The 20,194-nt window shown below is 70.8% G+C and carries 17 protein-coding genes and 1 pseudogene; 8 read left to right on the top strand and 10 right to left on the bottom strand.

Annotation, left to right across the window (positions count from 1 at the left end):
• Positions 1–64 precede the first annotated feature (64 nt).
• The 7 genes from QFZ50_RS07035 to QFZ50_RS07065 all read right to left on the bottom strand — a co-directional run bounded on the left by QFZ50_RS07035 (position 65) and on the right by QFZ50_RS07065 (position 11,628).
• Entirely contained in the window at positions 65–2,473 is a 2,409-nt protein-coding gene (locus QFZ50_RS07035) for a ComEC/Rec2 family competence protein (RefSeq protein WP_307083031.1), read from the bottom strand.
• A gap of 134 nt (positions 2,474–2,607) precedes the next feature.
• Positions 2,608–3,648 (bottom strand): ComEA family DNA-binding protein, encoded by a 1,041-nt coding sequence (locus tag QFZ50_RS07040; RefSeq protein ID WP_307083032.1) that lies wholly within the window; start codon positions 3,646–3,648, stop codon positions 2,608–2,610.
• 89 nt (positions 3,649–3,737) lie between these two features.
• On the bottom strand, positions 3,738–4,592 hold the full coding sequence (locus QFZ50_RS07045; RefSeq protein ID WP_307083033.1) for a DegV family protein: 855 nt from the start codon (positions 4,590–4,592) through the stop codon (positions 3,738–3,740).
• Positions 4,593–4,632: 40 nt separating this feature from the next.
• On the bottom strand, positions 4,633–7,131 hold the full coding sequence (gene leuS, locus QFZ50_RS07050; RefSeq protein ID WP_307083034.1) for a leucine--tRNA ligase: 2,499 nt from the start codon (positions 7,129–7,131) through the stop codon (positions 4,633–4,635).
• Positions 7,132–7,417: 286 nt separating this feature from the next.
• Positions 7,418–8,935 carry a glycerol kinase GlpK gene (glpK, locus tag QFZ50_RS07055; RefSeq protein WP_307083035.1) on the bottom strand — a complete coding sequence of 506 codons (1,518 nt, stop codon included), beginning with the start codon at positions 8,933–8,935 and terminating at the stop codon, positions 7,418–7,420.
• A gap of 68 nt (positions 8,936–9,003) precedes the next feature.
• On the bottom strand, positions 9,004–9,747 hold the full coding sequence (locus QFZ50_RS07060) for an MIP/aquaporin family protein (protein ID WP_307083036.1): 744 nt from the start codon (positions 9,745–9,747) through the stop codon (positions 9,004–9,006).
• Between the two features lie 138 nt (positions 9,748–9,885).
• A complete protein-coding gene (locus tag QFZ50_RS07065) occupies positions 9,886–11,628 on the bottom strand; it encodes a glycerol-3-phosphate dehydrogenase/oxidase (RefSeq protein WP_373462307.1) in 1,743 nt (580 codons plus the stop codon).
• A 132-nt stretch (positions 11,629–11,760) separates the two neighbouring features.
• Between QFZ50_RS07065 and QFZ50_RS07070 the strand changes: the two genes are divergently transcribed.
• Entirely contained in the window at positions 11,761–12,753 is a 993-nt protein-coding gene (locus tag QFZ50_RS07070; RefSeq protein ID WP_373462308.1) for a sugar-binding transcriptional regulator, read from the top strand.
• Positions 12,754–12,827: 74 nt separating this feature from the next.
• Here the strand turns inward: QFZ50_RS07070 and QFZ50_RS07075 are convergent, their stop codons facing one another.
• Positions 12,828–13,838: an NAD(P)-dependent alcohol dehydrogenase gene (locus tag QFZ50_RS07075; RefSeq protein ID WP_307083037.1), complete on the bottom strand. Its 1,011-nt coding sequence runs from the start codon at positions 13,836–13,838 to the stop codon at positions 12,828–12,830.
• Between the two features lie 99 nt (positions 13,839–13,937).
• Here QFZ50_RS07075 and QFZ50_RS07080 point away from each other — a divergent pair, with 99 nt between their 5' ends.
• The 5 genes from QFZ50_RS07080 (at position 13,938) to QFZ50_RS07100 (ending at position 17,838) form a co-directional block, all read left to right on the top strand.
• On the top strand, positions 13,938–14,591 hold the full coding sequence (locus QFZ50_RS07080) for a TetR/AcrR family transcriptional regulator (protein ID WP_307083038.1): 654 nt from the start codon (positions 13,938–13,940) through the stop codon (positions 14,589–14,591).
• A gap of 83 nt (positions 14,592–14,674) precedes the next feature.
• Positions 14,675–15,508 carry an aldo/keto reductase gene (locus QFZ50_RS07085; RefSeq protein WP_307083039.1) on the top strand — a complete coding sequence of 278 codons (834 nt, stop codon included), beginning with the start codon at positions 14,675–14,677 and terminating at the stop codon, positions 15,506–15,508.
• Positions 15,508–16,377 (top strand): alpha/beta fold hydrolase, encoded by an 870-nt coding sequence (locus QFZ50_RS07090; RefSeq protein WP_307083040.1) that lies wholly within the window; start codon positions 15,508–15,510, stop codon positions 16,375–16,377. Before QFZ50_RS07085 ends, QFZ50_RS07090 begins: the two co-directional genes overlap by 1 nt.
• Positions 16,374–17,504 carry a glycosyltransferase family 4 protein gene (locus QFZ50_RS07095; protein WP_307083041.1) on the top strand — a complete coding sequence of 377 codons (1,131 nt, stop codon included), beginning with the start codon at positions 16,374–16,376 and terminating at the stop codon, positions 17,502–17,504. The genes QFZ50_RS07090 and QFZ50_RS07095 overlap by 4 nt, the downstream gene beginning before the upstream one ends.
• Before the next feature lie 37 nt (positions 17,505–17,541).
• A complete protein-coding gene (locus tag QFZ50_RS07100) occupies positions 17,542–17,838 on the top strand; it encodes a hypothetical protein (RefSeq protein ID WP_307083042.1) in 297 nt (98 codons plus the stop codon).
• A gap of 29 nt (positions 17,839–17,867) precedes the next feature.
• Here QFZ50_RS07100 and QFZ50_RS07105 read toward each other — a convergent pair whose 3' ends face one another.
• Positions 17,868–18,401, bottom strand: a complete 534-nt coding sequence (locus tag QFZ50_RS07105; protein ID WP_307083043.1) for a TetR/AcrR family transcriptional regulator C-terminal domain-containing protein — start codon at positions 18,399–18,401, stop codon at positions 17,868–17,870.
• Positions 18,402–18,471: 70 nt separating this feature from the next.
• Positions 18,472–18,597 (bottom strand): annotated as a pseudogene (locus QFZ50_RS07110) (hypothetical protein); the annotation flags it as partial.
• A gap of 144 nt (positions 18,598–18,741) precedes the next feature.
• Here QFZ50_RS07110 and QFZ50_RS07115 point away from each other — a divergent pair.
• The gene (locus QFZ50_RS07115; RefSeq protein WP_307083044.1) at positions 18,742–19,416 is read left to right on the top strand and encodes a DUF2306 domain-containing protein; all 675 of its coding nucleotides are present in this window, start codon (positions 18,742–18,744) and stop codon (positions 19,414–19,416) included.
• Between the two features lie 60 nt (positions 19,417–19,476).
• Positions 19,477–20,190 carry a VOC family protein gene (locus tag QFZ50_RS07120; RefSeq protein WP_307083045.1) on the top strand — a complete coding sequence of 238 codons (714 nt, stop codon included), beginning with the start codon at positions 19,477–19,479 and terminating at the stop codon, positions 20,188–20,190.
• Positions 20,191–20,194 lie beyond the last annotated feature (4 nt).

The following is a 20,194-nucleotide window of genomic DNA, read 5'->3' on the forward strand; positions in this document are numbered from 1 at the left end:
GTGCACTCCTACTGTGTCACGACCCCGAGGCGCCTCAAAGCTGCGGCACCTCCTCCTGAAGGCCTCACCGCAGGGTCCGGGCCTCGAGGGTGTCGCCGACCACGTCCACCAGGACGGTGCCCAGCTCGTCCGTGCGGGCGGTGGCGATCCGCGAGCGCTCGAGGGCGTCGAGGATGGTCGGGTGCGGGTGGCCGTAGTCGTTGCCCTCCCCCACCGAGATGAGGGCGAGGCGGGGGTGCACGGCCTCGAGGAGCGCGGTGCCGCCGTTCCTGGCACCGTGGTGGGCAATTTTGAGGACTTCCACTCCCTTCGTGCTCAGTGAGGGCGTCGCGGTGAGCAGGGAGGTCGCGGCGTCCTCCTCCAGATCTCCCAGGAGCAGGATCGTGATGGATCCAGCGGTGGTCGGCGCCACGACCTCCAGGACGGCGCTCGCGTTGTTCTCCTCCGGCGGTGCCGCGTCCTCCGGGGGCCACAGGACGTCGATGCGGAGCGGAGGGAGGTGGAGCGCCGACCCGCTGTCCAGCCGCGCGGCCCGCACACCGGCTGCTGCCGCTGCCTTCTCCACCTCGCGTGGCAGGTGGTCCTCCCCGGTGGAGTAGTAGAGCGCGGACAGCACGCGCCCCCGGACGGCGCCCTCGACACCGCCGTAGTGGTCGTCGTGCAGGTGCGTGATGACGAGCGCGTCGATCACCTCGATGCGCAGGGCGTCCAGGCACCGGTCCAGCGCCTCCGGATCCGGTCCGGCGTCGACGACGAGCGCGTGGCCGGGCGTCGTCCTCACCACCACGGCGTCGCCCTGGTCGACGTCGCACATCGTCACGATCCAGGAGCGTCCCTCCGGCACCCGTGCGCGGCCGGCGAGAGCGGCCACGGCCGCGAGGCACACGATGGCGCCGAGGACGGCGAGGATCCAGGCCCGGGGGCGACGCGGACAGGATCGGGTCGGGGTCGGCGCGGTGTCCTCGTGATCTGCCTGGACGCGGCTCGCCCGCCGGGTGCGCCCCCACCGGGCCACGAGGGCATCCCGCCGGATCAGGAGCAGGAGCGCCACGGAGACCAGGCCCGCGACGATGGCCCCGGGTACGCCCGGCAGCCAGGGCAGAGATGCCGCCGGTGCCGCGGACAGGGTGTCCGCGATGCCCGCCACCCACCGGGTGCCCCATTGCGCGGCGATCACGAGAGGGTGTGCCACCACCGGCGCGACGATCAGTGCGAGGACCGCCAGCATGCCCAGCAGGGTGATCCCGGGGACGACGGGCGAGGCGAGGATGTTCGCCGGTAGTGCATAGACCGGCAGGGAGGGTTGGATGAGGACCAGGATGGGCGTGCAGAAGAGCTGCGCTGTCAGGGGGATGGCGAGCAACTGGGCGAGGATGCGTGGCATCACCCGTTCGAGGGTCTCCACGACCGCCGGACCTGCAGTGACGAGTCCCAGGGTCGCCGCGACCGACAGCATGAACGCGAAGGACACCGAGAGCCAGGGGTCCGCGGCGAGCAGGATGATGACGGACAGCATCAGCAGGGTCAGGGACACCCTGCCCCGCCCCGAGAGGACGGCGGCCACGCCGATGGCACCCATGACCGCCGCGCGGAGGACGCTCGGTTCCGGCCGGACCAGCATCACGAAGCAGATGAGGGCTCCTACCGCGCCGACGGCCGCGGGGAGGCGAGGCAGGCGGACCGTCCGCAGGCCGAGGAAGGCGAAGGCCACCACATAGGAGCAGTTGGCGCCGCTCACGGCGGTGAGGTGGGTCAGTCCGGTGGTCCTCATGTCCGCTTCCAGGTCGGGCTCGAGTCCGATCCGGTCACCCAGCGCCATCCCCGGGAGCAGGCCGCCGTCACGGTCGTCGCGGGTTGCCAGGTCGCGGAAGCGTGCCCGGAGGTCCTCGGTGTAGCCCAGCCAGCCCTCGGCTTCCTCGATGCTCGGGCTGCTCGCCGGCAGGAAGACCGCCGCGGCTCGGCCCACCCGGTCCGCCGGTTTCGCGGTGCCCAGCACCCGCACCGTGTCACCCGTGCCGACCCCGCTCCACGGTTCCGGGCCGAGGACCACCACGGGGGTGGCCGAGGCGAACGCCTGGCCGCGCAGCACCCCGCCGACGACGTCCGCCTCGACGAGGTAGCGGGTGCCGCTCCCGAACGGGCCGGGCGCGAGCGGCGAGGGTTCACCGGCGATACGGAGGACGGCGGTGAATCGGGCGCCGGAACGGACCGCGTCATCGACCGGTCCTGCCTCCGCCCGCGCGAGGCTCCCACCCGCGGCGAGCAGCACCAGGGTCAGCGCGGCCACCGGGGGGAGAACCTGCACGGGCACCAGCAGCCAGGCCGGACGAGGCCCCGCCGGCACGAGGGCGACCAGGCAGGCCAGGGTCACGCCGACCGAGGCGGCGATGAGGCCCGCTGCCGTCACCCCGACCGCTCCGCCGTGGATCACGGCGGCGGCGGCCGCGGCCCACGCCGTTGCCGCCGACGGCACGAGCCGCAGATCCCGTCGGTGTCGGTCCCGGTCGCCGGCGGACAGAGCCGGGGAAGGAGCGGCGTCGGCCACGCCGCCTGCCCGGCGGCGGGAATTCCCGCCCGGCCTGCACCCGGTACGGCCCGATACGACCCTCACCGCGCCACGATGAGGGGAAGGATCCCCTCGAGCAGTGCCGGCCCGATCCCGGGCACCGCATCGATGTCGGACGCCTGGGCGAAGGGCCCGTGCTCGTCCCGCCAGTCGACGATCCGCTGCCCCAGGACGGGCCCGACGCGCGGAAGGGAGTCGAGCTCGGCCAGGCCCGCGGTATTGATGTCGAGGGCTCCGCCCGAGCCGACGCCACCTGACCCACCGACAATCCCTCCGAGTCCTTCCGACCCCGCTGCGGGCAGGGGTCCTTCCGCCTCCGGTTGATCCGGTCGCGGTGCCTCGCCGACAGCCAGGAGGTGGATGTGCTGGCCATCCCCGGGGACGGCCGCGAGGTTGATCCCGTCGAGATCCGCCTCGGGAAGCGCTCCGCCCGCCTTCGTGATGATCTCGAACAGCCGCGTCCCCGCCGGCACCGTGACGACGCCGGGCGACGCCACCGCGCCGGTCACGTAGACGACGACCGGTCCGCCCCCGCCGCCAGCGGGTACGGAGGGCCCGCCGGTCACCCGACCGGGCGGGTCTCCACCCGACGGATCGTGTCCCGACGACGCCCCACCGGGTGGCCGGCCCGACGAATCCCCGCCGGGCTCCTGCCCGGGCGGTTCCTCCCCGGAGGATGTCCCACCCGCCGTGTCCTCCGCAGCTCCGCCGTCGCCGGCTCCCTCGGCCGGGGTACCGCCGTCCAGCTGCACCGACACGGCGGCGGCCGACGGCTCCGAGCTGCGCATGAGGAAGAGCGCTGCGCCGACGGCGAGGGCCACGCCGAGGAACACCAGCGCCGCGGTCCGCGCCACACTCCAGCGCACGGCACGGAGTCGGGACGGTGGGATCCCCTGATCCCGTCCCGCCCACCGGGTTCCCGCAGCCTGCGGCGGGCACAGATCGGTAGTGGAGCCGTCGCCGTCCTCCCGGTCGGCCCCGGTGAGGCCCTCACCCGCGGAGGGATCCGAGCGCGGTGCCCCGAACGTGGGGGCGGGCGGCTCCCAGGCGTCCCCCGTTGTCGGCCATCGGTGCTTTCCCATGGCTCCACGCTAGGAGCCGGCATCGGCCACCGGAGGGCGGTGGAGGCTATGTGGATATCCCGGTCGGGAGCGACCTGCCGGAGAGCTGCCTAGTCGGCGCTGACGGTGACGGCCACGACGCCGAGTCCCGCGTGCGCGGCCAGCACCGAGGGGCAGGGCGCCGTCGTGACCACGCCGGACCCGGCCATCGTCTGCAGCCGGTCCGCAAGGGCGAGGGCGACGTCCTCGTTGCCGAAGTGATGGACCGTCAGGTGGACGCCGCCGCTCCGGGTCGCCACGTCGGCCTCGACGAGCTCCTGGAGCCGCTGCATGCCGCGCGCCGCCGACCGCATCCGTTCGAGCGGCACCAGCCGTCCGCCCTGCACGCGCAGGATCACCCGCACGGACAGGAGCGTACCCAGCCACGCAGCAGCGGCGGTGATCCTCCCGCCGCGCCGCAGCTGCTCGACGCTCGGGACGTAGAAGTAGAGGCTGGAGGCGCGGGCCGCCATGGCGGCGGCCGCGGCGGAGGCCTGCAGGTCCCCTCCCGAGGCGGCCGCGTCCTTCGCCGCGAGGGCGGCGCGGCCCTGGGCCATGCCGGCGGTCCGGGTGTCGATGACCTCGACCGGGACCGGTGCGCGCGATGCCGCCAGGCGCGCCGCCTCCACGGTCCCGGACAGCAGCCCGGACAGGTGGACCGAGACGATCCCGTCGTAGCCCTCGTCCGCCAGCCGCGCGTAGACGCGGTCGAACTGGCCCGGCGACGGCCTCGAGGTGCGCACGTCGGATCCTGCAGCGAGGGCCAGCATCAGCGGGGCCGTGACGTCGTCGTGCTCCCCGGTGAGGATGTCGTCGCCCACGAGGACCGGCATCGCGACCACGTGCACACCGTCCGCCGGGCCGCCGGGTGCGCTCCATCCCGGAGCGAACCCGGCGGCCGAGTCGGTGACGACGGCTACCCGCACGAGGAGCTCCCCGTCCGCGTGACCGTCGATCCCCTGGTCATCAGGCCGGCACGATGTTGACCAGCTTCGGCGCCCGCACGATCACTGTGCGGATGCCGCGACCGTCCAGCACGCGCTGCACCTGGTCGCTGGCCAGCGCGAGTTCGCGCAGTTCGTCCTCGGCGATGTCCGGGGACACCGTCAGGCGGTCACGCACCTTGCCCTGCACCTGGACGACGGCGACGACGCTCTCCTGCGTCAGCAGGGCGGGATCCACGACGGGCCAGCCCGCCGTGGCGACCGTCGCCTCGTGGCCGAGGCGGTTCCACAGGTCCTCGGCCGTGTACGGCGCGAATAGGCTCAGGAGGACGGCGACGGCCTCCGTTGCCTCACGGACGGCAGGATCCGCTCCCCCGGCACCGGAGTCGATGGCCTTCCGCGTCGCGTTGACCAGCTCCATGAGCTTCGCGATGACCACGTTGAACTTGTTGGCCTCCATCAGCTCGGCGGCGTCGGAGACCGTCCGGTGCGTCACCGACCGCAGCGCGCGGTCCCCCGTCGCCGGGTCGGTACCGACGGCGCTCGTCACGTCGTTCCCCAGGCGCCAGGCGCGTGCGAGGAACTTCGCGGAGCCGGACGGCGAGACGTCCGCCCAGTCGACGTCGTCCTCGGGCGGCGACGCGAACACCATGGTGAGGCGCACGGCGTCGACCCCGAAACGGTCCAGCTGCTCGCCGAGGTCCACGCCGTTGCCGAGGGACTTGCTCATGGCCTTGCCCCCGTTGAGGACCTGGCCCTGGTTCAGGAGGGCGCTGAAGGGCTCGGTGAAGCCCACCATGCCGAGGTCGAAGAGCACCTTGGTGAAGAACCGGCTGTAGAGCAGGTGCAGGATGGCATGCTCCACGCCGCCCACGTACTGGCCCACGGGCAGCCAGCGGTTCACCGCCTCCGGATCGAACGGCGCCGTGTCCAGGTGCGGGTTCACGAAGCGCAGGTAGTACCAGGACGAGTCCACGAAGGTGTCCATGGTGTCCGTGTCGCGGGTCGCCGCGCCGCCGCACGAGGGGCACGGCACGTTGACCCATTCCTCGACGGCGGCCAGCGGCGAGGTGCCCTTGGGCGCCAGCGCCTCGCCGCGCAGGCCCTCGGGGAGCGTGACCGGCAGCTGGTCGTCCGGGACCGGCACCTCGCCGCAGGACGGGCAGTGGATGATCGGGATGGGGGTCCCCCAGAAGCGCTGGCGGGAGAGCAGCCAGTCGCGCAGGCGGTAGTTGACGGTGTGCGTGCCCGTCCCCTGCTCCTCGATGAGTTCGACGGCGCGGGCAATGGCCGTCGCCTTGTCCAGGCCGCTCAGTTCGCCGGAGTTCACGAGCGTGCCCGCGCCGGTGGTCGCGATACCCGTCTCCGCGGCGTCCTCCGCGCCCGTGTCGACGACGGTGCGGACCGGCAGGTCGAAGGTCCGCGCGAAGTCGAGGTCGCGCTGGTCATGGGCAGGGACCGCCATGATGGCGCCGGTGCCGTAGTCGGCCAGCACGTAGTCGGCGGCCCACACGGGCAGCTTCTCGCCGGTGAGCGGGTTCACCGCGTAGCGCCCGGTGAACACGCCGGTCTTCTCCCGCTCGGTGGCCTGCCGTTCGATCTCCGACAGCCCCTTGACCTGTTCGCGGTACGCCTCCAGGGCGTCCCGGTGCTCGGCGGTGACCAGCTCGAGGGCCAGGTCCGCGTCCGCGGCGACGACGAAGAAGGTCGCCCCGTACAGGGTGTCCGGGCGCGTCGTGAAGACCGTGACGTCCGACTCCGGCGCGCCGTCGGTCGCCTCGATGCGGAAGCGGACATGCGCTCCTTTGGAGCGGCCGATCCAGTTGCGCTGCATCGCGAGGACCCGCTCGGGCCAGTGCCCCTTGAGCTGCTCCATGTCGTCCAGCAGGCGGTCGGCGTAGTCGGTGATCCTGAAGTACCACTGGTTGAGGTTCTTCTTCGTGACCATGGTCCCGCAACGGTCGCAGGCCCCGTTGATGACCTGCTCGTTGGCGAGGACGGTCTGGTCCTTCGGGCACCAGTTCACCGGCGAGTTCCGGCGGTAGGCGAGGCCCTTCTGGAAGAACCGGACGAACAGCCACTGCGTCCAGCGGTAGTACTCGGGGTCGGAGGTGTGCAGCCGGCGGCTCCAGTCGGCGCTGATCGCGTAGCGCTTGAAGGAGTGGGCCTGCGTCTCGATGTTCGCGTACGTCCACTCCGCCGGGTGGGCGTTGCGCTTGATCGCGGCGTTCTCGGCGGGCAGGCCGAACGAGTCCCAACCGATCGGGTGCAGGACGTCGAAGCCCTTCTGGCGGTAGTACCGCGCGGCGACGTCGCCCATGGCGAAGGCCTCGGCGTGCCCCATGTGGAGGTCACCCGAGGGGTAGGGGAACATGTCGAGCACGTAGCGGCGCTCACGGCTGCCGTCGTCGGCAGGGGCGAATGCCTGGAGCCGGTCCCACACCGCGGGCCACTTCGCCTCGATGGCGGAGAAATCGTAGGTGTCCTCGTCCGGCTGCGCGGCCTCGGGATTGATGCTCACTGTGTCTTGACCTGTCCTGTCGGTGGAACGTTGCTGCGGTGCTTCTTCGGGACTGCCGTGCTGCCGTCCTGCGCCGGACATGCAAAAGCCCCTCACAGGGAGGGGCCGCCGCACGGAGGATACCGTGCGGCTATGTAAGAAGGAGGGCGCGAGGCATGGCTTCACTTTAGCAGCGTGCGGCCGTGACCGCCCCGCGGGAGGCCCGATCATGCAGAGGGCACGTCCGGTCCGTCCTGCGACGGACCGGACGTGCCCTCCCGGCACGGCCGGATACTGCCGGACGGTGCTAGCGCACGTCCTCGTCGACCCAGTCGAAGGTCTTCGTGACGGCCTTCTTCCAGAGGCGCAGCTGGCGCTCGCGCTCTGCCTCGTCCATGGTGGGGACCCAGCGCTTGTCCTCGGCCCAGTTGGTGGCGAGTTCGTCGGTGTCCTTCCAGAAACCGACCGCGAGGCCCGCGGCGTAGGCAGCGCCGAGGGCGGTGGTCTCCGTGACCTTCGGCCGGATCACGGGGATGCCCAGGATGTCGGCCTGGAACTGCATCAGGGCGTCGTTGGCGACCATGCCGCCGTCGACCCTCAGGTCCTCCATGTTGACCCCGGAATCGGCGTTGGCGGCGTCCAGTACCTCGCGGGTCTGGAAGGCCGTCGCCTCCAGTGCGGCACGGGCGATGTGACCCTTGTTCACGAAGCGGGTCATGCCGACGATCGCGCCGCGGGCGTCCGAGCGCCAGTACGGTGCGAAGAGGCCGGAGAACGCCGGGACGATGTACACGCCGCCGTTGTCGTCGACCGTCGTCGCGAGCTGCTCGACCTCGGGCGCGCTGTTGATGATGCCGAGGTTGTCACGGAGCCACTGGATCAGCGAACCGGTGACGGCGATCGAGCCCTCGAGTGCGTAGACGGGCTTCGCGTCTCCGAGGCGGTAGCAGACCGTGGTGAGCAGACCGTTCTTCGAGTGGACGATCTCCTCGCCGGTGTTGACGATCATGAAGTTGCCGGTGCCGTAGGTGTTCTTCGCACCGCCCTTGTCGAACGCCGCCTGACCGAAGGTCGCCGCCTGCTGGTCACCGAGGATTCCGGCGACCGGCGTCTCGCGGAGCAGCTGCGAGGTGTGCACGGTGCCGTAGACCTCGGAGGACGACTTGATCTCCGGCATCATCGACGCGGGGACGCCGAAGTCGGCGAGGATGGACTCGTCCCAGGCGAGGGTCTCCAGGTCCATGAACAGGGTGCGCGAGGCGTTGGTGACGTCGGTGATGTGCACGCCGCCGTCGGTGCCGCCCGTGAGGTTCCACGTGACCCAGGAGTCCGTGTTGCCGAACAGGAGGTCGCCGGCCTCTGCCTTCTCGCGTGCGCCCTCGACGTTGTCGAGGATCCACTTGATCTTGGTGCCGGAGAAGTAGGTGGCCAGCGGGAGGCCGACCTTCGCCTTGTACCGTTCGACGCCGCCGTCCTTGGCGAGCTCGTCGACGATGTTCTGGGTGCGGGTGTCCTGCCACACGATGGCGTTGTAGACCGCCTTGCCGGTGGTCTTGTCCCAGACGACGGCGGTCTCACGCTGGTTGGTGATGCCGACGGCGGCGATGTCGTGGCGGGTGAGGTTCGCCTTGGACAGCGCCGTGCCGATCACCTCGCGCGTGTTGGTCCAGATCTCGGCGGGATCGTGCTCGACCCAGCCTGCCCTGGGGAAGATCTGCTCGTGCTCCTTCTGCCCGGAGGACACGATATCGCCCTTGTGGTCGAAGACGATGGCCCGACTGGAGGTGGTGCCCTGGTCGATGGCGATGACGTACTGCTGCGACATGTCTTACTCCTTCATTGGATGACGACGTGGAAGAGGGCGCGGTGACGCGCCGCCCTACGTGGTGCTGCCTAGGCTGCGGCCGGGAACGAGAGGAACTGGATGACGATGCCTGCGAGCGCACCACCGACGATCGGTCCGACGATGGGGACCCACGCGTACGCCCAGTCGCTGCTGCCCTTGCCCTTGATCGGCAGGAAGGCGTGCGCGATACGGGGGCCGAGGTCACGGTTCGGGTTGATGGCGTAGCCGGTGGGTCCACCGAGCGACGCGCCGATACCGACGACGAGCAGCGCCACCGCGAGGGGGCCGAGGCCCGACGGCGTGTTGCCGAAGGACAGGATGACCAGGACGAGCACGAAGGTACCGATGATCTCGGTGACGAGGTTCCAGCCGTACGAACGGATCGCGGGACCGGTGGAGAAGACGCCGAGCTTGTTGGCGGGATCCGGCTCCTCGTCGAAGTGCTGCTTGTAGGCGAGCCAGCAGAGGACGGCGCCGAGGATGGAACCGATCATCTGGGCCGCGAGGTACGCCAGTGTGGTGGCGAAGGTCTTGTCGACGCCGGGCGCGTATTCGGCTGCGTCAGCGTTGAACAGCAGCCCCATCGTGACGGCGAAGTTGAGGTGGGCGCCGGAGAGGGCTGCCACGTAGACACCGGCGAAGACGGCGAGACCCCAACCGAAGTTGACCATGAGAAAGCCGCCGTTATTGCCCTTGGTCCTGGCGAGCGCGACATTCGCGACCACGCCCGTACCCAGCAACAGCAGCAGCATTGTGCCGAATGTTTCGGCCACAAACACTTCCAGAGACATCGTTGACTCCTCAATCTATTCATTTATTAACGGGTGCCGCCGCCTCGACGGCACCCGTTGATTCCCCCCGGCAACCACTGCCGTTGGCACTGCGCCACTGCCTCTCGGCAGCGGTTCGACCCCTAGCGGCGGGCGCCGCTAGGCGGTCAGGCTTTTGACGTGCACCCTGTGGGCCTCGGCGAGGACCGTCTCGGCGAGCTTGACCTCCGCTGCGGATCGCGCAGCGTCCCATCCCAGCAACGGGGCGAGGGTATCGGCAAGCTCGGCAAGCAGTTCCCCGGTGACGAGTCCACGGAAGGCAAGTGATGTACGGCGGATCAGGACGTCGATCAGGTGGCCGACCTGCTCGTGCTCCACCATGTAGGCAAGCTCGCGCGTGCTCAGCTCCTTCGTGGAATTGAACAGCCTGTCGGGGCCTTCGGCAAGGTATTCGATGACATCCGTCGCACGGGTCCCGTAGCGCGTGAGCAGGACCTCCACCCGCGCCTCGTCGACACCCGGGCGGACGGCCCGCTTGATCCAGGCACGCTCGGCGGCGGCGTCGGTCGGGAAGTCCTGGCCACCGCCGATGGCGACACCCGCCGTCGACGCCTTGCGGGGCTTGCCCAGGGCGGCGAGCGTGTCATTGGTGAGGTGCTCGGACAGGGCACGGAACGTGGTCCACTTGCCGCCGACGAGGCTCAGCGTGGTGACGGACCGGCCGCCCAGCTTCTCCTCGCGCTTCTCGATGCGGTAGTCGCGGGAGACGAACCCGGGCTGCGTGTCGTCGTGGCGGGGCAGGGGCCGGACGCCGGAGAAGCTGTAGACGATGTCGTCCTGCGTCACCTCGATATCGGGGAACACGTGGCCGATCAGCTCGAAGAAGTACTCGATCTCCTCGTCCGTGCAGACGGCCTGCTCATTGATGTCGACGTCGATGTCCGTGGTGCCGACGAGCACGCGGTCCCCCATCGGGTAGATCAGCACGATCCGGCCGTCGACGTGCTCGAAGAAGATCTCCGTGCCGTTGCAGGCCTTGAGCAGCTCGGGGTGGTCCAGGACGATGTGCGATCCCTTGGTGCCGCCCATGAACCGGGTCTCGGAGCCGAGCACCGCGTTGGTGTTGTCCGTCCACGCGCCGGTGGCGTTCACGACGACGTCGGCCTGGAACGTGAAGGTCTCCCCCGTGAGTTCGTCGCGCAGGAGCACGCCGTCCTCACCGGTGCCGACCGCGCTGACGTAGTTGGCGGCACGGGCCTCGGGGTTGATCACCTGGCCGTCGCGCAGGACGTCGAGGGTGAGGCGCTCGGGGTTGTGGACCGAGGCGTCGAAGTAGGTCGCCGCCCACTTGATGTCCTTGCGGACGTCGGGCATGGCCGCGAGTGCCTTCTTGCGGCCCACGAAGGAGTGGCGGGGTACATTGCCGCCGTCGCGCGAGAAGAAGTCGTACATGGTGAGGCCGGCCTTGATGAGGACGGCGCCGCGCTCCACCTGCTTGCCCTGCTTGTGCGTGAGGAAGCGCATGGGGGCGGAGAGGATGCCGGAGAACGTCGTGTAGATCGGGATCGTGGTCTGGAGCGGCTTCACGTAGTGGGGGGCGATCTTCATGAGGGCGTTGCGCTCGATGACGGACTCGCGGACGAGGCGGAACTCGCCGTTCTCGAGGTAGCGGATACCGCCGTGGATCATGTGCGAGGACGCACCCGAGGCGCCCTGGCAGTAGTCGCCGCGCTCGACCAGGGCGACGTCGATGCCCTGGAGTGCGAGGTCGCGGAACGTGCCGACCCCGTTGATGCCGCCGCCGATGATGAGCACGGACGCCCGGGGCTTGTCCCTGAGCCTCTGCACCACGGTGCGGGTAGAAGTTGTCGTGCCTTCACCGTTGTTCCGGTCGACTGGAATGCTCAAGGTACTACTCCGTAACGTCTATGTCTGGAAGGGGTGCTGCATCTCTCATTCTTCGAGGACTGGGAATTGCAGTCAACCGCATTGCACAAACGTGCACGAGAGGTCCAGACTGGCCGGATGACGATCATGAGTGGTAGCCCCGGGGTGGAGGGGGCGGCCGGTGAGCATGCGCACGGGAACCGGTCCAGGGATGCCCTGCGGGCCGCGCAGATGTACTACCTGCAGGACCTGACGATGAACGCCATCGCGCGGGAGCTGCGGACCTCGCGCTCCACGGTCTCCCGCCTGCTGTCGATGGCCCGCGAGACGGGGCTGGTGCAGATCCAGGTGAACAATCCGTCCGAGCGGGCACCGGCGCTGGAGCAGCACATCCGCCGCCGGTTCGGGGTCGAGGCGCACGTGGTCCCCGTCGCGGACTCGGTCAGCGATTCGGACGTGCTCGACCGCGTCGCGATCCAGGCCGCCCGCACCATCGGACCGCTGGTGGATTCGAACGCGATCATCGGCGTCGCCTGGGGATCCACGCTCAGCGCGGTCAGCCACCACCTGACGCGGAAGCAGACCCACGACAGCACGATCGTGCAGCTCAACGGGGCCGGGAACACGCAGACCACCGGCATCACGTATGCCAGCGAGATCCTGCGCCGGTTCGGACAGGCCTACGGGGCGCGCGTGGAACAGTTCCCCGTCCCGGCCTTCTTCGACCACGCCGCGACGAAGACCGCCATGTGGGACGAGCGCAGCGTCCGCCGCATCCTCGACCTGCAGCGCCGCATGACGATGGCGATCTTCGGCGTCGGCTCCATCGGCTCGGGGATCCCCAGCCACGTGTACAGCGGCGGGTACCTGGACGGCGAGGACCTCGAGGCGCTGGAGGGCGATGCCGTGGTGGGCGACGTCGCCACGATGTTCTTCCGCGCGGACGGTAGCCACCGGGACGTGGTGCTGAACCAGCGGAGCACCGGCCCGGACCTCGACGAGCTGCGGAAGGTCCGCCGCCGCATCTGCGTGGTCTCCGGCGAGTCCAAGATCCACGGGCTGCGGGGAGCGCTCGCGGCAGGACTCGCGACAGATCTGATCCTCGACGAGGGCGCCGCCCAGCGGCTCGTCTACGCCTGACCGGGTTGCGGCGCCGGGCGCGGCCCAGCTGCCCGGGCCCTGCGCGCCGCGTGTGGTGCCGGGCCGGGTGAGCGCTAGACGGCGAGGACCACCTTCCCGCGAACCCGGCCCGCCTCCAGATAGGCGAGGGCCTCGGAGGCCTGCTCGAGGCGGAACGAGCGGTCGATGCTCGGCATCACGGCACCCTCCCCCATCAGGGCGACGAGCCGCTCCAGGCTTTCGGCCCGGACGAGCGCTATCACCATGGCCAGTCGCTGGCGCACGAAGGGGGACAGCGCGGCAGCACCGAGCTGCCGGTGCATGCCGCCCGAGAGGCGTTCACCGCCCTCCCCTCCGACGATCACGGCCGTGCCGCGGGGCGCGAGCGCGCGGCGCAGGTGGCCCACGGAGGGACGACCGCCGATGTCGAGGACGAGGTCGTAGGCGGGCGACCCGGCGGCGAAGTCACCGGCGGCGTGGTCGATCACGCGGTCGGCGCCCAGTGAGAGCACGAAGTCGCCCTTCGCCGCGCTGCACACCCCGGTGACGCGTGCCCCGGCGGCCTTGGCCAGCTGTACGGCGAAGCTGCCGACGCCGCCCGAGGCGCCGAGGATCGCGACGTGCTGGCCCGCGGTGACCCGCCCGACGTCGTGCAGTGCCTTGAGCGCCGTCACGGCGGACACCGGGACGGCCGCCGCCTGCTCGAAGGTGAGGCCGGCGGGCTTGCGGACCAGCGTGTCCTCGGGGGCGGCCGCGAATTCCGCGAACGACCCTCGCCCGCTCCCGAACACCTCGTCACCGACCGCGAAGCGCGAGACCCGTGCGCCGACGGCTTCGACGACGCCCGCGAGGTCCTGGCCCGGCACCACGTTCCGGGGCCTGCGCACCCCGACGGCCAGCCGCGCCAGGTACGGGGTGCCCGTCATGAGGTGCCACACCCCGCGATCGACGCCGGCGGCGTGGACCCGCACGAGGACCTCGTCCGGCTTCACCTCCGGTACGGGCACGTCCCCCACCCGCAGTACGTCGGGGCCGCCGTACTCGTACCGGGTCACGGCCCGCATGGTGGCCCCGGCCGTCGTCGCCCTGCTGTCCTCGTCCTGCATGACCGCCTCCTCGGGGGACGCGCTCCCTGCGCGGGCCCGTGCGGCACACGGTATCGTACAGTGTACGAAACAGCTAGGGGTCATCACCCAGGGGGCCGGATGCACGCACGACCGACGACCGATCGGGTGCCGCTCACACGCGAGCGGGTCCTCCGCTGCGCCGTCGCCCTCGCCGACGCGCACGGCCTCGCCGGGCTGAGCATCCGGACGCTCGCCGCGGAACTCGGGAGCAAGCCGATGAGCCTGTACTACTACGTGGCCAACAAGGAGCAGATCCTCGACGGCATCGTGGACCTGGTCTTCGCCGAGGTGTACCTCCCCGTCATCGGGGAGCCGTGGCGGCAGGAGATGCTCTCCCGTGCACGCTCCCTGCGCGCGGTGCTGCGCCGACACCCCTGGGCCGTGGGGTTGCTCGAATCGCGCAGGAATCCCGGACCGGCGACCCTCCGGCACCACGACGCGACCCTGGGAACCCTGCGCCGTTCCGGCTTCACCCTGCAGGCGACGGCCCACGCGTATGCGCTGCTGGACAGTTTCATCTACGGGTTCGCGCTGCAGGAGGCCGCACTGCCGCTCAGCGGTGCGGAGTCCGTGCCCGAGGCGGCCGCGCCCATCATGGAGCACTTCGCGGGCGGCGAGTACCCCTGGATGATGGAGATCGCGACGGGGGTCGTCCTCCAGCCGGGCTACGACTTCGCCGACGAGTTCGACCACGGTCTCGCCCTGGTCCTCGACGCGCTGCAACCGGGCTGAGCAGCGCCCGGCGCCGGGACGACCCGCCACCCGGCGGGCGCCGGTCGGCGTCGACGATGCCGTGCGCTCGGTAGAGTTCCCCCATGAGCACCTCCGTACCCCGCGCCGCGCTCGCCGACGGCACCACCATCGACGTCCTCGGGTACGGCGTGTACAAAGTGCCGCCCGAGGACACCGCGGAGCTGTGTTCCACCGCCCTCGATGTCGGGTACCGGCTGCTCGACACCGCCGCGCTCTACGGCAACGAGGCCGGCGTCGGCGCTGCCGCACGCACCTTCCTCGAGACCGGGAACCGGCAGGACCTCTTCGTCACGTCCAAGGTGTGGAACGACGACCACGGCTTCGACGCGACGCTCCGCGCCTTCGACACGACGATGGGCCTGCTAGGCCTGGACCAGCTGGATCTGTACCTGATCCACTGGCCCTGCCCGTCCCGGGACCTGTACGTCGACACGTGGCGTGCTCTCGAGAGGCTCCGCACCGAGGGCAGGGTCCGGTCCATCGGCGTCTCCAACTTCCAGCAGCCGCACCTCGAACGCCTGATCGCCGAGACCGGCGTCGTCCCGGTCCTCAACCAGATCGAGCTGCACCCCTATCTCCAGCAGCGCGCGCTGCGTGCCTTCCATGCGCAGCACGGCATCGCCACGCAGGCCTGGAGCCCGCTCGGCCGGGGCCACGTCCTCCAGGACCCGGCGATCGGGCGCATCGCGGCCGAGCTCGGGCGCACACCCGCCCAGGTGATCCTGCGGTGGCACCTGCAGCAGGGCATCCTGACCATCCCGAAGGCGAGCTCCCGCGAGCGCATCGGCTCCAACCTGGACATCTTCGGGTTCACGCTCGACGACGCGCACCTCGCCGCGCTCGACGCCCTCGACCGCGACCAGCGGTTCGGGTCGCACCCCGACCGGGTGGGCTGATGCGCCAGGGCACCGTCACGACCCTCGCTTGGGAGGGCACCCGGCAGCGGGTCTGGGACTACCCGGCGCTCGGCACCGACGGGGAGGCAGGCGCGACGATCGTGATGGTGCACGGTTTCCGCGGCGACCACCACGGCCTGCTGCGGTTCGTCGAGGAACTGCCCCGCCACCGCATCCTCCTCCCCGACCTGCCGGGCTTCGGCCAGGGCGGCGAGCTGCCCGGTACGCACGACGTCGCCACCTACGCACGCTTCATCGACGACATCGCGCGCCGCTTCGCCCCGGAGCCGCGCGTCCTGCTCGGGCACTCCTTCGGCTCCATCGTCGCGGCCGAAGCGGCGGCGCTGGACCCGGACCTCGCCGAGACCCTGGTGCTGGTGAACCCCATCAGTGCCCCAGCCCTCGAAGGGCCGAGCCGGCTGGCGTCGCGGGTCGCGGAGGCCTACTACGTCGCAGCCGACCGCCTGCCCGAGCGGGCCGGCCGTGCCCTGCTGGCCAACCCGGTGATCGTCCGCAGCATGAGCGTGTTCATGGCGAAGACCCGGGACAGGTCGCTGCGCCGCTGGATCCACGGGCAGCACGCGGCCTACTTCAGCTCCTTCGCCACGCGCCGGGTGGTGCTCGAGGCGTTCCGGGCCTCCATCTCGGGCACCGTGCGGGACCGCGCGCACGAACTGCTGATGCCCGTGCTGCTGATCGCCGCCGAACAGGACGACATCGGCTCCGTGGAGAGCCAGCGCGGACTGGCCGCCCTCGTCCCGGACGCCACGCTCGCCGTCCTGCCCGACGTCGGGCACCTCGTGCACTACGAGAAGCCGCGCGAGGCGGCCCTGCTGATCGAGAACTTCCTGGAGAGAGCACCCGTATGAGGATCCTGTTCGACGCGCGCTTCACGCGCACCGACCACCACGACGGCATCAGCCGCTACGGGGCGAGCCTGATTGCCGCGCTCGCCCGGACGGACGACGTCGTGATGCTCATCAGCGACCCCCGGCAGCTCGCGCTCCTGCCCGACGTGCCCTTCGTACGCATCACCAGCCCGCTCTCCCCCGCCGAGCTGTTCGTCGCGCGGCGCATCAACCGCCTGAAGCCCGACGTCGTCGTGTGCCCGATGCAGACCATGGGCTCCTGGGGCCGCCGGTACCCGCTCGTCCTCACCCTGCACGACCTCATCTACTACGAGAACCCGACGCCGCCGTCGTTCCTGCCCCTGCCGGTGCGCCTGCTCTGGCGGCTCTACCACCTCGCCTACTGGCCCCAGCGGCTCCTGCTGAACCGCGCCGACGTCGTCGCCACGATCTCCGCCACCACCGCCGGGCTCATCGCGCGGCACAGGCTCACGCGCCGGCCTGTGCTGCTCGTCGGCAACGCACCCCAACCGGCGGAGCGCCGCCGTGACCCGGACGCCCCGCGGTCGGCGTCGCTGCTCTACATGGGGTCCTTCATGCCCTACAAGAACGTCGAGACGCTCGTCCGGGCCGTGGCACTGCTCCCCGGCCACACGCTGCACCTGCTGAGCCGCATCACACCGGCCCGGCGTGCCGAACTGACGGCGCTTCCCGCGGCGGAGGAACGGGTGAGATTCCACGACGGCGTGAGCGACGCCGAGTACGAGGACCTGCTCCTCGACGCGACCGCGCTCGTCACGCTCTCCAGGGCTGAGGGGTACGGCCTGCCGATCATCGAGGCGATGGCCACCGGGACGCCCGTCGTCGCGAGCGACATCCCCATCTTCCGGGAGGTCGGGGGCACGGCGGCCCTGTACGTGGACCCCGACGATCCCCACGCGGTGGCCGCCGCGGTCCGCTCCCTCGACGAGCCCGGATGCTGGGCCGAGGCCTCCCGTGCCGGGGTGGCGCAGGCTGCCACGTACACGTGGACGGCGTCAGCCGAGCAGCTGCGCCAGGCGTGCCGGCGGGCGATCGACGAATACGGACGACGGCGCTTCGTTCGGCTCACCGCGGAATCGGTCGGCCGACGGGACCCCTCGGCGTGAGCGGCATCGGCGGCATGGTCCTCGGAGGACGCGGAGCATGACGGATCTCCAGTGCGTTGCCACGGCTGTGCTGCTCGATGCCGCTGCCGCACCTCCTGCGTGGCTGACGCGCCTTCCGGTCGCCGCCTGGTTCGACCTCCAGGACACGCAGGACCTGACCGACCTCCTCGAGGAGACGGCGGACCGGTTCCGCGGCGAGACGTTCGTCGTCACCGCATCCGCGGACGCCGTGACGCGGGCCCTGCATCGGCAAGCCGTGGAGGGCACGGCACCTGTCGTCCTCGAGATCGACTCCGAGGGCTGGCACCTCGCGGCGATCCCCGACCGGACGTAGTCCGGCCACCCGCAGGATCCGGGCGTGGGCTACGAGCCCGTCCGCAGCCCCGCGGACGACCAGCCGCTGGCACGCGGGTCCTCGATGCCGTCGAGCAGCAGGTCGAGCGCGAACTCGAACTCGAACTGGTCGTCGCAGCCGCGACCGACGACGCCCTCGCCGTCGTGCGAGGAGGCCATGGCGATGCGGAGGACGTTGGGGAAGAGCGCTGCCATCTGCTGCAGGGCGGCCTGCTCGGCCGCGCCGTCCTCCACTGCCGCAGGCCCGGCGGGTCCGGCCTCGGGATCGTCGAAAAGTTCCTGCGTGAAACCCCACATACGGCTGCCGATGGCGTGCATGACATGGTGCGTCAGGTCCGCCGAGAACCCCCGCTGGAGGAACATGCCGATGAACGAATCCATGTAGGCGAGCACCCCCGCGGTCCTCCGGGTCCGCGTCTCGAGCACCCTGCGGGCCCACCGGTGCCGCTGGAGCACACTCCGCGCCGAGAGGACCCGATGCCGGACGACGTCCTTCCACTCCGGTGCATCGATCGGGGGGGTCGATCTCCCCCACGATGACATCGAGCATCCCGTCCAGGAGATCGTCCTTGTTCGCCACGTGCTTGTACAGCGCCATCGGCACGACGCCGAGCGCCTCGGCCAGGGGGCGCATGCCCAGGCGTCCGATGCCCTGCTCGTCGGCAAGGGCGATGGCGGCCCGCAGCACGGTATCCCTGCTCAGGCGTGCTCGCGGCACGGCCCGCATCCTCTCCTCCATGTGCTCCTCCCTGTCCGTCACGTCACCCACTTGACGAGTGTACGCCGTACACCTACTGTGATCCTCAGAGGTGTACAGAGTACACCTCAAGGCTCCGCCCCCTAGCTTCACCCCACGCCCCAGGGCTCGAAGAACAGGACGCCGATGGACACTCCAGGACTGACGACGCCCGCCCGGGCCCACCCGGCCGGCACCGGCCGCTCGGCACCGGCGTGGCTCGTGCCGGCAGGACTGATCCTGCTGAGCCTCATCCCCGTCCTCGCGGGCGCCGTGCGGCTGACCGAACTGACCGGCGGTGCCGGCATCACGCAGCGGAACGCCCGGTTCTTCGACTCTCCCGTCCCGGTGGTCCTGCACATCGTCGGCGCGACCGTCTACACGCTGCTCGGAGCGTTCCAGTTCGTCCCCGCCCTGCGCCGCCGGGGGCGCCGCTGGCACCGGATCTCCGGCCGGATCCTCTTCCCTGCCGGGGTGACGGCAGCAGCGACCGGCCTCTGGATGGCACTGTTCTACCTCCTTCCAGCCAGTGATGGTCCGCTCCTGCTGACCTTTCGGCTCCTGTTCGGCGGGGTGATGCTCCTCAGCCTCGCTCTCGGCGTCCGCGCCGTGATGCACGGGGACATCGCAGCGCACGGCGCATGGATGACCCGGGCCTACGCGATCGGACTCGGCGCAGGGACACAGGCCCTGATCCTCATCCTGCCGGAGCTCCTCTCGATGCCGCCCGGCCAGACCGCCCGGGCACTGCTGATGGGTGCGGCGTGGGTCATCAACCTCGCCGTCGCCGAGTTCCTCATCCGCCGGCGGCATCACGCCTGACGGCCGTCCCGTCGGCCGCCCCCTTGAGGCGGCTGACCCACCTGGCCTACGGTGGCCTCCATGTACCTGGAGAATCTCGTCGTCGACGCCGTGGAACCCCAGCGACTCGGCCGCTTCTGGGAGGCGGTGGTCGGCGGCGAGACGCTCACGGACGAGCCTGACGTGTACGAGACCCGACTCACCATCGAGGGTGGTCCGGTGCTGGATCTGTGCTTCCAGCGCGTGCATGAGCCGTCCTCCCCGCCCCGACTCCACGTCGACCTGCGGAGCGGCCCCGGCCACGCGGAGGAGGTCGACCGGCTGCTCGCGCTCGGTGCCCGGCACCTCGACGTCGGTCAGGGGCGCGTGCCGTGGGTGGTGCTCGCCGATCCGGAGGGAAACCCCTGCTGCGTCATGGACGAGCGGACGGAGGACTACCTGACAGGACCCATCGCGGCGCTCCCCCTCGACTCCTCCGGCGTGGAGCGCGACGCGCGGTTCTGGTCCTGGCTCACCGGCTGGACCCGGGTCCCGGGAGGGGTTCCTACATTGCGCCACCCGTCGCAGCGGGGACCGCTCCTCGAGCTGTGCCCTGAGCCGGCGCCGAAGGGCGCCGGGAAGAACCCGCTGCACCTGGACGTGCGGCTCGAGGCCGGGGACGACCCCGACGACGTCGCAGCGGGCATCATCGAACGGGGCGGCCGCGAACTGCGCACCGGCTGGGGCGACCTGCCGTGGCGCATCTATGCCGACCCCTCGGGCAACGAGCTGTGCGTCCTGCCGGCACGCTCCTGACCTT

The organism is Arthrobacter agilis, assembly GCF_030816075.1.
In the GTDB taxonomy this organism is placed as follows: domain Bacteria; phylum Actinomycetota; class Actinomycetes; order Actinomycetales; family Micrococcaceae; genus Arthrobacter_D; species Arthrobacter_D agilis_E.

Excerpts from the sequence above, each read along its gene's own strand:
- QFZ50_RS07100 (WP_307083042.1), top strand. The coding sequence starts at position 17,542 with ATGACGGATCTCCAGTGCGTTGCCACGGCTGTGCTGCTCGATGCCGCT.
- QFZ50_RS07105 (WP_307083043.1), bottom strand. The coding sequence starts at position 18,401 with ATGTCATCGTGGGGGAGATCGACCCCCCCGATCGATGCACCGGAGTGG.
- QFZ50_RS07070 (WP_373462308.1), top strand. The coding sequence starts at position 11,761 with ATGAGTGGTAGCCCCGGGGTGGAGGGGGCGGCCGGTGAGCATGCGCAC.
- glpK (WP_307083035.1), bottom strand. The coding sequence starts at position 8,935 with ATGTCGCAGCAGTACGTCATCGCCATCGACCAGGGCACCACCTCCAGT.
- QFZ50_RS07060 (WP_307083036.1), bottom strand. The coding sequence starts at position 9,747 with ATGTCTCTGGAAGTGTTTGTGGCCGAAACATTCGGCACAATGCTGCTG.
- QFZ50_RS07075 (WP_307083037.1), bottom strand. The coding sequence starts at position 13,838 with ATGCAGGACGAGGACAGCAGGGCGACGACGGCCGGGGCCACCATGCGG.
- QFZ50_RS07090 (WP_307083040.1), top strand. The coding sequence starts at position 15,508 with ATGCGCCAGGGCACCGTCACGACCCTCGCTTGGGAGGGCACCCGGCAG.
- QFZ50_RS07095 (WP_307083041.1), top strand. The coding sequence starts at position 16,374 with ATGAGGATCCTGTTCGACGCGCGCTTCACGCGCACCGACCACCACGAC.
- QFZ50_RS07115 (WP_307083044.1), top strand. The coding sequence starts at position 18,742 with ATGGACACTCCAGGACTGACGACGCCCGCCCGGGCCCACCCGGCCGGC.
- QFZ50_RS07085 (WP_307083039.1), top strand. The coding sequence starts at position 14,675 with ATGAGCACCTCCGTACCCCGCGCCGCGCTCGCCGACGGCACCACCATC.
- QFZ50_RS07080 (WP_307083038.1), top strand. The coding sequence starts at position 13,938 with ATGCACGCACGACCGACGACCGATCGGGTGCCGCTCACACGCGAGCGG.
- QFZ50_RS07040 (WP_307083032.1), bottom strand. The coding sequence starts at position 3,648 with ATGGGAAAGCACCGATGGCCGACAACGGGGGACGCCTGGGAGCCGCCC.
- QFZ50_RS07120 (WP_307083045.1), top strand. The coding sequence starts at position 19,477 with ATGTACCTGGAGAATCTCGTCGTCGACGCCGTGGAACCCCAGCGACTC.